This is a genomic window from Bacteroidetes bacterium GWF2_43_63 (genome assembly GCA_001769275.1).
Classification (GTDB): domain Bacteria; phylum Bacteroidota; class Bacteroidia; order Bacteroidales; family DTU049; genus GWF2-43-63.
Genome location: MEOQ01000045.1, coordinates 133,897 through 147,089 on the forward strand (window position 1 = coordinate 133,897; position 13,193 = coordinate 147,089).

At 43.1% G+C, this 13,193-nt stretch carries 13 protein-coding genes; 6 read left to right on the plus strand and 7 right to left on the minus strand.

What is annotated here, in order from left to right; translation table 11 throughout:
- Nucleotides 1-18: 18 nt before the first annotated feature.
- Entirely contained in the window at nt 19-675 is a 657-nt protein-coding gene (locus tag A2W93_10465) for a hypothetical protein (protein OFY52942.1), read from the minus strand.
- Nucleotides 676-925: 250 nt separating this feature from the next.
- On the opposite strand from A2W93_10465, the gene A2W93_10470 reads away from it, so the two are divergent.
- On the plus strand, nt 926-2,437 hold the full coding sequence (locus tag A2W93_10470) for a hypothetical protein (protein OFY52943.1): 1,512 nt from the start codon (nt 926-928) through the stop codon (nt 2,435-2,437).
- Nucleotides 2,398-3,432: a hypothetical protein gene (locus A2W93_10475; GenBank protein OFY52944.1), complete on the plus strand. Its 1,035-nt coding sequence runs from the start codon at nt 2,398-2,400 to the stop codon at nt 3,430-3,432. The genes A2W93_10470 and A2W93_10475 overlap by 40 nt, the downstream gene beginning before the upstream one ends.
- 24 nt (nt 3,433-3,456) lie before the next feature.
- Here A2W93_10475 and A2W93_10480 read toward each other — a convergent pair whose 3' ends face one another.
- From A2W93_10480 to A2W93_10500, 5 genes are all read right to left on the minus strand, one after another.
- A complete protein-coding gene (locus A2W93_10480; protein OFY52945.1) occupies nt 3,457-4,284 on the minus strand; it encodes a hypothetical protein in 828 nt (275 codons plus the stop codon).
- Between the two features lie 41 nt (nt 4,285-4,325).
- Nucleotides 4,326-5,117 (minus strand): hypothetical protein, encoded by a 792-nt coding sequence (locus A2W93_10485; protein OFY52946.1) that lies wholly within the window; start codon nt 5,115-5,117, stop codon nt 4,326-4,328.
- 59 nt (nt 5,118-5,176) lie between these two features.
- Nucleotides 5,177-5,395: a hypothetical protein gene (locus tag A2W93_10490; protein OFY53005.1), complete on the minus strand. Its 219-nt coding sequence runs from the start codon at nt 5,393-5,395 to the stop codon at nt 5,177-5,179.
- Nucleotides 5,396-5,550: 155 nt separating this feature from the next.
- Nucleotides 5,551-6,126 carry a superoxide dismutase gene (locus tag A2W93_10495; protein ID OFY52947.1) on the minus strand — a complete coding sequence of 192 codons (576 nt, stop codon included), beginning with the start codon at nt 6,124-6,126 and terminating at the stop codon, nt 5,551-5,553.
- 12 nt (nt 6,127-6,138) lie between these two features.
- The gene (locus A2W93_10500; GenBank protein OFY52948.1) at nt 6,139-6,750 is read right to left on the minus strand and encodes a hypothetical protein; all 612 of its coding nucleotides are present in this window, start codon (nt 6,748-6,750) and stop codon (nt 6,139-6,141) included.
- Nucleotides 6,751-6,905: 155 nt separating this feature from the next.
- Here A2W93_10500 and A2W93_10505 point away from each other — a divergent pair, with 155 nt between their 5' ends.
- From A2W93_10505 to A2W93_10515, 3 genes are all read left to right on the plus strand, one after another.
- Nucleotides 6,906-8,333: a hypothetical protein gene (locus A2W93_10505; protein OFY52949.1), complete on the plus strand. Its 1,428-nt coding sequence runs from the start codon at nt 6,906-6,908 to the stop codon at nt 8,331-8,333.
- Nucleotides 8,334-8,648: 315 nt separating this feature from the next.
- The gene (locus A2W93_10510) at nt 8,649-10,526 is read left to right on the plus strand and encodes an ABC transporter (protein OFY52950.1); all 1,878 of its coding nucleotides are present in this window, start codon (nt 8,649-8,651) and stop codon (nt 10,524-10,526) included.
- Between the two features lie 367 nt (nt 10,527-10,893).
- On the plus strand, nt 10,894-11,559 hold the full coding sequence (locus A2W93_10515; GenBank protein ID OFY52951.1) for a hypothetical protein: 666 nt from the start codon (nt 10,894-10,896) through the stop codon (nt 11,557-11,559).
- Nucleotides 11,560-11,580: 21 nt separating this feature from the next.
- Here the strand turns inward: A2W93_10515 and A2W93_10520 are convergent, their stop codons facing one another.
- On the minus strand, nt 11,581-12,150 hold the full coding sequence (locus A2W93_10520) for an aminodeoxychorismate/anthranilate synthase component II (GenBank protein OFY52952.1): 570 nt from the start codon (nt 12,148-12,150) through the stop codon (nt 11,581-11,583).
- 32 nt (nt 12,151-12,182) lie between these two features.
- Between A2W93_10520 and A2W93_10525 the strand changes: the two genes are divergently transcribed.
- Nucleotides 12,183-13,178, plus strand: a complete 996-nt coding sequence (locus A2W93_10525; protein OFY52953.1) for an aminodeoxychorismate synthase component I — start codon at nt 12,183-12,185, stop codon at nt 13,176-13,178.
- The last annotated feature ends 15 nt before the right edge of the window (nt 13,179-13,193 follow it).

Sequence of the window (13,193 nt, forward strand, 5' to 3'; positions counted from 1 at the left end):
AGTGGCATAGCAGTTTTTTTAAATGTTCGCGATGGTTTTGTATTTCAAAATCTGTTCGTCGATCTGTTCGTCTTTATATGGCAGTAGTCTCCGGTGACGGAATTCTTTCACTACATCAGGATTGTGTTTCCATGCAGGATCGAGCATTTGCATTTGTTGCTCTGTTTCTCTGATAAGTTCTTTTATTCTGTCGGCAAAATACTGAGCACTTTTTTTCATGTCGGTCTGATAGGATGATGGCACAACTGCTTCAGAATAGGCTTCAATGCGATCAAGCAGCATCCAGCAATAATGGAACACCCGGTTGGCTTCGTCGAGCGAAATTTCACGCATACCGCGGGTATTCTCTTCATTAACCATGTTAATCAGGTTAAAAACCTCCGTGAATTGATCAGCTTTTTCAAGGATCCGTTCTGGTATTGCACCACGTATGGGTTCAATCAATTCCTGACAAATTGCCTTTTCCATGATGTTTTTGTCTTTCGTCAGGGCAACAGCACATAGCTGATTGAGATTCCCCAGACGGCCCCTGAATTCTTCCAGCTCATTACAACCTTGCATGGCTTCGCTCAGGTTTTTTTCTGCTTCATAGCTGTTTTTGTAATTGGGATTGCCCGCGAATCGTTCCGCTCTGACGCGGTAATACTCCTTGTAATCCTGTAATAAATCAGACATATCAATTGATTTTATTCGGTAAATATATAAAAAACCGGATATTAAATGTTAAATTTCACAAGGATTGAGGTTGCGGCAGCGATATTCTGGAAGCCTTGTAAACACTGATGTTTTAAAGGCTATGTGTAGATATTTATCGCATGATATGCCGAAATTAACTATTCGCATTTAATAAAAACATGACCGGATGCGTTAGTTATATTAATAATTTTTCCTACTTTAGTGTTTTAAAACAAAAGAAAGGTCGCCGATGAAACACCTGATTTTAATATTGCTGTTCCTGTCACCTGTGCTTGCAGCTATGTCTCAGCCGGCTGATACGGCCATCAACGTTGAAAACACGGAGATTGCAAAGATTTTCGACGAAATGACCCGTGAGAAATTCTACAACAGCGACAATTTTTTTCCGGAAAAAAACAAATATAATTATCCGGCGAATTTCGTCCCTGAGTATACTGATAGCATGGTAGCCGCCAGGGTAAAAGCCATGGACGTTGCTTCACCATTCGAATACCGTTACAATCCAGAGGTGAAAAAATGGATTGATTTCTATATTTCAAAACGCTATTTTATTGGTCGTCTCGTTGGTTTGTCGTTGTTGTATTATCCGGTTTTTGAACAGGCTTTTGATAAATACGGCGTACCTCTCGAAATGAAGCATCTGGCCATTGTTGAATCAGCGCTAAATCCCACCGCCAAATCGTGGGCCGGAGCTGCGGGCTTGTGGCAGTTTATGTATAAGACCGGATTGTTGTATGATCTGAATGTGACTTCTTATGTTGATGACCGCTACGATCCTGCGAAAGCAACCGAAGCAGCCGCTCATCATATGCAGGACTTGTATGCCATCTATCACGACTGGGCTTTGGTTCTTGCCGCTTATAATGCGGGCCCCGGAAATATAAACCGCGCCATCAAGCGTGCCGGAGGAGAAACAAATTACTGGAAAATAAAGCATTTGCTGCCAAAAGAAACGCAGGCCTATGTGCCGGCTTTTATTGCTGCCAGCTATGTGATCACCTATTACGCCGAACACAACATTAGCATTCAGCGCCCACAGTTTATGGACTGGGAGCTTGATACTGTGTCGGTCACCGAAACAATGTCGTTTCATTACTTTACTTCTTTTGTTGGAATCGATGAGGCGGAAATGGTTTTTTTGAATCCTCAGTATATCAAGAAAATCATTCCGGCTACGAAAAACAACCCCTGCGCGATTCGCCTGCCGCAGAAATATGTTCTGGCCTTTGTTGAGAAAGAACCACTGATGTATGACAGCATTCACAAGGTTGCAAAGGCCGACAGTGCGCTCATTGCCAACAATTCAGTTAGCACTACTGTCAGAACAAATCCTGTGAATACTACAACCAATAATTCAACAACCAGCAACAATACAACAACCAATACTTCTGGTACGAAAAATTATCATACAGTGAAAAGTGGTGAAACACTGGGAACCATCGCATCAATGTATAGTACCAGCAGCAGCAGTATACAGGCGTGGAACAATCTTTCTTCTACGGTAATATATCCGGGGCAGAAACTGCTTGTTTACGGAAAAACAGCGAACAACAGCAACAATATATCGAACACCAGCAACGGGAGTCTGAGCACAGTGTATTACACTGTAAAAAGCGGTGATACATTATGGAAGATTGCCAATGCAAATGGGGTTAGCGTGGATGCAATCAGAAAAGCCAACAATCTGAAATCAGATAATTTATGGGTTGGCCAGAAACTCAAAATCCACAAAAACAGCTGAGAATTATGAAAAGAATTTTTTTAGTTTTTTCTATCGGTGTTATTGCAACACTGATGACATCTTGTTTCAATGAAACAGAATCCGGATTGCCTCCTTCTAATGGAACTGTTGCCGAAGTACTTGTTGTTATACCCAATCAGCAATGGGAAACATCGGTAGGTGCTGCCGTGAAATCAATTCTGCTGGCCGAGCAGGAAGGGCTGAATCAGGCCGAGCCATTGTTTGAGCCAATGCAGATTCAGCATCAGGATTACAAGGGCTTGTTTGAGCGCAACCGAAAAACCATTCGGGTTTTCGTAAGTGATACCGTGAAGAAAAACCAGCTGATTGCCCGACGCGACGTGTTTTCTTCGCCGCAGCTTATCATTGACCTGCATGCCAAAAGCGATTCCGAAGCAATCCTGCTGCTTAATGAGCGGGCTAACTCAATTATTGAAATGCTTCATGATGTTGAGCGGAAGCGTCTGATTCTGGCTTTCCGCAGTACAAAGAACATTGCTCTCTGTGAGAAAATTGAAAAGCAATTCGGTTTTAGTCTTGTAGTTCCCGAAAGCTATTACGTTGCCAAATCAAACGATGGTTTTGCATGGCTCCGACTCGAAGCACCAAAGTACTCGCAGGCTATTCTGATTTATACTCGTGAATTCACCGACAGCGCTCAGTTTAATCCTACACAGATAATTGCATATCGCAATATGATTGCCAAGCAAAATATTCCGGGTGAGTTGCCTGGCTCTTACATGTCAACCGATACCATTGCTGAACCGGTTATGCGCAATGTGCCTTTTGCCGACACCCGTGCCATCGAAACCCGAGGGCTCTGGAAAACGGTTGGAGACTTCATGGGCGGCCCATTTCTGAGCTATACCTTCCATGACAAAAAAGCCAACAAAGTGGTTACGCTCGAAGGATATGTCTATTATCCAAGCATGGATAAACGCGACCTGCTCATGCAGCTGGAAGCGATTATGCATTCGTATGAGGTGAAGAAATAATTTTTCTGAAAGAATATCAGTCTGTCATCCACCTATCATGAACCGAATCGGGAGAGTAAACTGAACTCTGACCGGTTTGTTGAGTTGCATTCCAGGCTTCCATGAGGGCATAATGCTTACAACACGAATAGCTTCTTCGTCGCAGCCTCCGCCTATTCCCTGAACAACCCTGATGTTGGTTATTTTTCCATCCGGCTCCACTACAAAACTTAAGAAAACGGTACCCTGAACGTTGTTTTCTCTTGCGTATATTGGGTATTTGATATTTCGTGCAAGAAATTCAAACAAGGCATATTCTCCGCCCGGAAATTCTGGTTGAATTTCATTCAATGAAAACAAAACCGTATCAATGTTTTCTTCGATAATGAACTTTGTAGACAAGATGTACTCCATTGTCAGCAATGACTCATTTTTTAAAACAACAATGCTGTCAGCTCCTTTCCGAGCTCGTTTGTAGAAGTTGAATGAGATGTCTTCCCGACAGAAAGTCTGTTCTGTGAGGCAATAATATGCAGGGTCTTCAAAAACTATTGAATCTTTTATAATGCAGTGTTTTCTGAATAGTTCATATGATTTATCATCTCCGAAATTGCTCGCCAGTTCGAGATATTTGCACGATCCGCACTGATCACCGAGCTTGTTTTTCGCAATAGCCAGATTATAATATACATCTCTGTTCGGCTGAATTTTAGCTGATAGACCAAAGAGGGAATCAGCAGCCCTGTAATTTTCGGAATTGTAAGCCTCTACGCCTTTATCATAAAGCTTGTCAGCTTTTTTATTTTGCGCTTGGCCGTATGGTGAAAACAGAACTGATGAAATGATGAGAATGATTGATATTGATGTTTTCATAATGTATTTGTTTCCTGTTCACTTCATTTATTCATACTAAGCTAATCATTTAATATAAACTGGATTGGGAGATTGAAATAAGCCCTGACCGGCTTGCCTCTTTGTGTTCCAGGTTTCCATGCCGGCATTAAACTTATTACACGGATGGCTTCTTCGTCGCAGCCACCGCCTATTCCTTTCAGAACTTTAATATTGGAGAGTTCCCCGTCAGGCTCAATTATGTATGTGATATATACGGTGCCTTGTATTTCATTATTTCTCGCAGCTAGCGGGTATTTGATGTTATTTTTGAGGAACGTCATGAGCGCATCTACTCCGCCGGGAAATTCAGGTTGGGTTTCAGTAATTGTATATATATCCTCTGAGAAATGTATTAAAGTATCAACGTATTTTTCAATTTCAAACGATTTCGAAAGAATAATATCGTTTGTCAAAGTTGAGTCATTAACTAGAATGACGCAACTGTCAGCTCCACTCTGTAATCTTTTGAAGAATGTGAAAATTATTTCTTCATTACAGCTTTGTCTTTTATAAACAACATAATAGTTGTGATTTTCATATTTCAGTGTATCTATTTTAATGCAATACTTATTGTATCTTTTCATTGATGTTGTGTCACCAAAAATTCCAGCCAGATACAGATATTTACACGATTCGCACTGATCGCCTAGTTTGTTGTTGACTAGAGCCAGATTGACATAAACATCCCTAGTGGGGAATAATTCGGCAGAGAGTTTAAAGAGGGAGTCAGCTTTATTGTATTTCCCCGAGTTGTATGCATCAACTCCTTTGTCATTGAAGTATATTGCATCGATCCTTTGTGCCTGACACATCAATGATATCAACGCAAGAAAAAGTACAAATAATAATTTCATACTTAAGTTGTAGCTTTCTACAATTCAATTTTAATCTGATAATTTTCAAACTCCACAATCATCCCTTCCCGCAGTTTTCTTCGCCTTCTGAGCTCGGTTTCACCGTCCACTTTCACCATTCCCTCATCAATCACTTCGTGAGCCACTGAGCCGCTTTCAACCCAGCCCAGCAGTTTCATCAGCTGATCGAGCTGAATGTATTCCTGTCCCCGAAGGGAAAATGTTTCCTGTTTCATGTGTTCATTATTGGCCGCTGTCATTCAGAGTGTCCGCCATGCTTCGTCAGGCTCAGCACATGGCTGGCGGATGTATCGAAGAAAGGCAGCGGCTTGCTGTCAGCACTTCGATACACCTCGCTTCGCTTCAGCACTCAGTGTGACAGCAATTTTTACTAATATCTTTCCGACACAGCTTCCCAGTCCACCAGCTTCCAGAAGTCTGCAATGTAGTCGGGGCGCCGGTTTTGCTTATCAAGATAATAGGCGTGCTCCCACACATCGCAGGTGAGCAGCGGCTCCAGACCTTTGCGCATCGGGTTGCCCGCGTTGGATTCCTGAGTAATGACAAGCTTGCCGTCTTCATCGGCACTGAGCCATGCCCAGCCGCTTCCAAACAGCGTTGCAGCTGCCTGCGTGAATTGTTTCTGAAATTCTTCAAACGATCCGAAGTCGCGAACAATAGCATCCATCAGGTCTCCGCTGGGTTGCCCGCCACCTTTTGGCGTAAGACAGTTCCAGTAAAATGTATGATTCCACACCTGTGCTGCATTGTTGAAAATACCGCCTTCGGCTTCTACTACAATCTGCTCCAGTGGCGCTTTTTCGAAAGGTGAGCCGGGTAACAGATTGTTCAGATTATTCACATAGGCCTGATGATGTTTGCCATAGTGAAACTCAATGGTTTTTGCACTGATAATAGGCTCAAGTGCATCGGCTGCCCAGGGCAGAGGAGGTAATTCGAATTTCATAGTATTTGATTTTTAAAAAATGACGCCGATGTTAAAAGTTCCCATTACGATTTTTGAATCCGGATCGGTGCTGAGCATGGGTGTCAGTCCGTAACGCAATGCGAGATCGAATCGCAGAAACCAGAGGTCCATGCCGATGCCGCCGACTGCTGCCAACGAATAGGGTTTGAAATCATCGGCTTCAATATTCAGTAAAGAATCGTTCACGGCAGTTTTCAGAATCGACATAAATTCAATGCCGCCCATAAGTCGGACTGAGCTGCTGCCATCTTCGCTGCTGAAAATTTTCAAACCTGCCATTACGGGAAGTGCCATGAAGGTGCGATAGACAGTCGTTTCTACAGTTCCGAGAGAATCAGTAGTCATCATGTTGGCTGAACTCTGACCGAGATTGAGATTTCCCTCAATAAATAAATTGCCGCCGTAACGCAGCATGAGTCCGCCTTGCCAGCCAATGCGCGCGCTGGCGTCGGTGCTGTCGAGTTCTGTCTGAAATTTACTTAGATTCAAACCACCATGCAAGCCCATTTTCATGGAGGCATTACTGCCAGAGCCATCGGTTTGAGCATGAAGCAATGATGAAACAAAAAGTAATGTCGCAAATAAAAAGCCTTTGAATTTCATAGCGGGATTTTTTACAAATCTAATAAAAAAATGATTTTATAATCTATTTTACCGCAAACTAATTTAAATTTACCGAATTCTGTTCAATTTGTTGAAAATATTTATATTTGGTCAAATTTGTTTTTTCTAATTGTTAATCATTAAACTGTATTCCTATGAATAAGCATGTACTTCTCCTATTTGTCATTATTTCTTTTACAGTTTCTGTAACCGCCCAACAGGCCACCTTTATCAGGAATTATGGTGATTTGTGTCCCGATTTTGGAATGTCGGTATGTAATAACAACAGTGGCGGATATATTTTATGTGGCCAGTCCGAAAGCTACACTTCCGGCGCCATCAGTGCCATTGCCATCAGCATTGATTCGCTCGGCAATCAGGAATGGATGCAGACGTATGGGGGTTCTGACATCGATTTCGGACAAAGCATTGATAAGACGCCCGATGGCGGATATATTATCTGCGGCTTTACTACTAGTTTCGGAGCTGGCGGATACGATATATATCTGGTGAAAACCGATGCGAACGGTAATCAGCAATGGCAAAAAACATTCGGAGGTGCAGGCACCGAATATGGGTATTGCGTAAAAACGCTGCCCGACAGCGGATTCATCCTTTGCGGAAGCACCACCAGCTTTGGCGCTGGAGGTACCGATGCCATGCTTATTAGAACTGATGCGGCCGGAAATACTGTCTGGACAAAATATTACGGAGCCACCGGAAACGACGGCGTATACTCGCTTGCACGCACAAGCGACCATGGTTATGTATTGGCCGGATACACCTTTAATTTTGGCGCAGTGTCAGACGATGCATGGATAATAGAAACAGATTCTGCCGGAAATCAGCTCTGGGCCGAACATTTCGGAGGCAATGGTTCAGAAAGGGCAATGAGTATTGTGCAGGATGTCAATCATGATTTCGTTTTCTCAGGGTATTCAAACAGCTACGGTGGCGGTAGTCAGGACTTCTATCTTGTTCGGATCGATTCTGCCGGAACACTGCTGCAGGACACTGTTTTCGGTGGCTTGTCGGATGACAAATCCTTTGGAATTGCTGCTTGTGCCGACCATGGTTTTATTATGACAGGCCAAACAGAAAGCTATGGAAACGGTGGACTGGACTTGTATGTGATAAAGACAGATTCAGCTTTCAATCAGGATTGGAGTTCCAACTTTGGTGGTTTCGACGATGACCAGGGATTTAATATCATGTCCACAAACGATGGCGGATATATTACCATTGGAAATACATGGTCTTATCCTCAGTCTGCCTGGTCCAATATTCTTGTTGTAAAAATTGATTCAACCGGATTTGCTGATGGAATTTCAATATTCAATACAACGCAATCAATTTTGCGTGTCTTTCCAAACCCAGCTATCGATTTTATTTCCATTGAAACCGGAATAATCCATGATGGCGTTGCTGTAACCATTTCTGACATGATCGGTCGCGTAGTTTTTGAGCAGGAATTTACTGATGAAAAACCAATAATTGATGTGTCTCTATTCGAAAGTGGAGCATATGTATTAACGATGAAAACCAATGACACAAGTAGTTCAGGAATGTTTGTGAAACAGTGATTTTATTGATTTTTCTCGGCTTATTAATCTTTTGTATTGTTGTGTTTTGAATCCTATTCGTTTTCAATCTGATATACACCTACTATCTGAAGCTTCGCCAGTTCAAGACCTCAAAAATCATCCACCGCGGCGAATTCGAATTTCCTTCATCCTTCAAACTTCCTTGTTCCTTGTTCATGATTCACGAATGTGTCTTCCCTTCATCCTTCAAACTTCCTTGTTCCTTGTTCATGATTCACGAATGTGTCGTCCCTTCTTCCTTCAAACTTCCTTGTTCCTTGTTCATGATTCACTACCTTTGCAAAAAATCTCTCAGTGAATTATCTCTCCGTTGAAAATCTGACCAAGTCCTACGGCGAAAAGCTGTTGTTTCAAAATATTTCCTTTGGCATCGACGAAGGTCAGAAAGTCGCTCTCATCGCTGGAAACGGAACGGGCAAGAGTACGCTTCTTAATATTATTATGGGGCTCGATATTCCTGATTCGGGCACGGTGACCATGCGCAACGATATTCGCGTGGCCTATCTGCCACAGGCACCGCAGTTCGATCCGGAGCTGAGTATTCTCGATGTAGTACTGACGTCAGACAATTTGTATGTAAAAGCCACACGTGATTATGAGCTGGCTGTAGAGCTTGTCAATCACGATCCATCCTTGGCAAACCAGCACAAACTAAGTGAAGCTACTTCGCAGATGGATGCTCTTGCAGCATGGGATTACGATTCGCGTGTGAAAGAAGTGTTGAGTCGTCTCCGTATCGGAGATCTGACGCGCAAAATGGGAACATTATCCGGCGGTCAGATTCGAAAAGCCGCACTGGCACGTGTTCTTATTGATGAGTCCCACTTTGTGATTCTTGATGAGCCCACCAACCACCTCGACATCGATATGATTGAGTGGCTCGAGGAGTTTCTGCAAAAGCAAAAAATGTCGATGCTGGTAGTCACGCACGACCGATATTTTCTCGACAATGTGTGCGACGAAATTTTCGAACTCGACAACTGCAGCATGTATCAATACGATGGAGGCTATGCGTATTTTATTGAGAAAAAGTCTGAACGTGAAGCAGCTCAACGACTCGAAACAGAAAAGGCACGCAACATTTACCGCACCGAACTCGAGTGGATGCGTAGAATGCCGAAAGCCCGGACTCATAAATCAAAGTCACGTATTGAATCTTTTTACGAACTGGAAATCAAGGCCAAGCGCCGGCTTGAAGACACCCGACCCGAATTTCAGGTAAAGCAAACCCGGATGGGTAATAGCATTTTGGAAATCAACAATATTCATAAATCTTATGAGCCGGTTGGAAAAGTGATTGATGATTTCAGTCATATTTTCAAACGAGGCGAACGTGTTGGGGTTGTGGGCCCGAACGGATCAGGAAAAACCACGCTGTTTAAAATCATCATGGGGGAAGAACATCCCGATTTGGGCAGCCTGAAAACGGGTCAGACCATTGTATTCGGATATTTCTCGCAGATGAATCCCGAAATAAAAGAAGGCAAACGCGTCATTGAAGTTGTGAAAGATGTGGCTGAAGAAATTGTGATGGGAAATGCGCCGTCGGTTTCTGCATCGCAGTTTCTGCAATATTTTGGATTCGATCACAACACGCAGTACAATTATTATTCGAATCTGAGTGGTGGCGAAAAACGCAGGCTGCATCTGTGTCTTACGCTGATAAAAAATCCAAATTTTCTCATTCTCGATGAGCCCACGAACGATCTGGACATCGATACGCTGAATGTGCTCGAAGAATTTCTCATTGGTTATCCGGGCTGTTTGCTGGTGGCCACGCACGATCGCGCATTTCTCGATAAAATTGCTGATCATATTTTTGTGTTTGATGGTAATGGTAAAGTCAAGGATTGTTATTCCAATTACAGCGCCTATCGTTTGCAGAAACTGAAAGAAGAAAACCTGGAAAAAGCAGCTGCGAAGCCAGAAGAGAAAAGTGTAAAACCAAAGACAACTACCAATAAGCCGACCTTCAAACAGAAACAGGAATACGAAAAACTAACAGCAGATATTGCTTTGCTTGAAAAAGAAAAAGCTGCATTGCTTGAATTCATGAACAGTGGAAACGACGACCCAAAGAAGCTTACAGAAGCATCGACCAAATACTCCGACATCACAAATCGGCTCGAAGAACTGGAATTGCGCTGGCTGGAATTGAGCGAACTGTTTTGACGCATGCGGCATGCAGCATAAGGCATGCGGTTTACGGCTCAATGCACGCTCACCGCTGTCATTCTGAGTGTTTGAAGTGAAGACCTTGAAATATTAACAAGCTTCAAATGTATCGAAGAAGGCGGCGGGATAAACTCCGGGCATGCGGCTCTTCACTGGCGCGGATATGTCATCCGTGACAGTGAAACACATAGCACGGATTTCATCCCGATCGTTGTAGGGACCGCGCTATGTAGCCGTCTGTAACGATTGTCACCCTGTCACTTTGTAACGTCTGTAACGCGTAACGTCTGATACAATTGATATTTAACAGCTTCAAGAAAATGTAGAAATATGTTTTGTATTTTTACAATCCAACACAACAGTCATGACAGCTATAGCACCGGATACATTGCAATTTCTTCGCGAAGTAAAAGACAACAACAACCGCGAATGGTTTGCGCCGCAGAAGCATCGCTATGTAGCAGCTCGCGAAAACATTGGGAAATGGCTCGCAGAGCTTATTGAGCAAATGAAGTTAACAGATAACCGTATTCTTGCCAACCCGCCGCGCGGTGTAGGCCGCATTTACCGCGACATGCGCTTTTCGCCCGACAAAACACCGTACCGCACCTTCCTTGGCGCCATGATTTTTCGCGCACCCGAAGATAGAAATTGTGAGTTTTATATTCATTTCGAGCCGGGAAATATTTTTGCTGGCGGAGGCATTTATATGCCAGATCCCGCGCAGCTAAAGCTCATTCGCGACGACATGGCCTACAGCACAAAAGAGTTAGATAAAATTGTAAAGAAGCCCGACTTTAAAAAATATTTCGGCGAAATTACAGGTGATAAATTGCAACGCGCGCCCAAAGGCTTTTCACCGGATCATCCGGCCATTGAATGGCTGCGCTACAAGCAGTTTTTGGTGCTGCGGTCTTTCACTGATAAACAGGCGTTGCAGAAAAATTTTCAGGATGAAGTATATAAAACATTTCTTGCAGCCAGGCCCTTGTTTGATCACATTGACCGTGCGTTGAATTTTAAAGAGTAGTAAACGCTTCACATTTGCTAATTACCTGAGTAGCCAGTTTTCAATAATTTTTTTCCCTTGTGGTGTCATGATGGATTCCGGATGAAACTGCACTCCATGAATATCGAATTGACGATGTTGAAGTGCCATGATAATTCCTTTTTCCGATATGGCCGTTATCTCAAGATCTGCAGGAAAATTGTTTTCTGACACAGCCCAGGAGTGGTATAATCCCGCATCAAATCCGTCGTTCAGCCCTTTCAATAAAGTACATGAACCATTCAATATTTTTACTTTAGCTGTGATTCCGTGGCTGACAGGTGTTACCTGAAAAAGCTCTGCGCCAAACGCACAAGCGATAGACTGATGTCCGAGACAAACGCCCAGAATCGATGCACTGGTTGAATAATTCAAAATGACATCTCGCAGTAATGGCCTATCTGAAGGCAGTCCCGGTCCCGGCGAAATCATGATTTTACGATAAGTTGTAATATCAGTGTTATTCAGTTTATCCACCGGCACGACATGCACTTGTATATTGCTGAAAGTCTGCAGCAAATGCACCAGATTAAAAGTGAATGAATCGTGATTGTCGATGAGTAGGATTTTCAAAGCCGGGAATTATTTACTTTTGCAAAAGTACAATGAAAAAGGAAGACGCGCAAAATAGCATGAATAGACTGGGGCAGAAAGGCATTCCATTTCTGTTTGTGCTGGATTACGCCCTATCGGATTGTCTCGTAGTTCCATTGGCGGAAATAGATTCGTCTGAAATCATGTACAATTTGCAGGGAAAATCCAACGAAAATGCTGTTGTAGAAATTCCGGATAAAATTGAATTTTCCAAAACGCCTGTTTCTTTCAGCGAATATCAGAAAAAATTCGACATTGTTTTTCGGAATATTCAGCACGGAAATTCCTATCTCGCCAATCTCACACAGCCCACACAGGTTAACACCAATCTGTCATTGCAACAGCTTTATTGCGTTGGCAGTGCTAAGTTTAAATTGTATTTCAAAAATCAGTTTGTTGTTTTTTCACCAGAGCCATTTGTAAAAATATCTGACGCAAAAATATTTTCATACCCCATGAAAGGCACCATTGATGCGGGAATCGAAAATGCCGAACAAATTTTGCTTAATGATCAAAAAGAAACAGCAGAGCACAATACGATTGTCGATCTGATTCGGAATGATCTGAGTATGGTTGCTGAAAACGTCACAGTGCACCGGTTTCGATACATCGAAAAATTGTCCACCAATTATAAAACGTTGCTGCAAATGAGTTCTGAAATCTGTGGCGATTTGCCCGGTGATTATCTGCAACATCTCGGAGACATTGTATTTAAGCTGCTTCCGGCGGGTAGTATCACCGGAGCGCCGAAAGAAAAAACCTGCGACATCATTCGCGAAGCAGAAGGATTTGAGCGCGGATATTTCACTGGTGTCTTCGGGATTTTCGATGGAAAGATCCTTGAAAGCGCGGTCATGATCCGCTTTTTTGAAAATACCGCTGACGGCATGATATGCAAAAGCGGCGGTGGAATCACCTGCTTCAGCGAGGCGGCGAAAGAGTATCAGGAGATGGTTGACAAGGTTTATATTCCGCTGCGCGGCTCTGCTCCGCTGTGCGAAGTTTAAACCTCGCACAGCGAC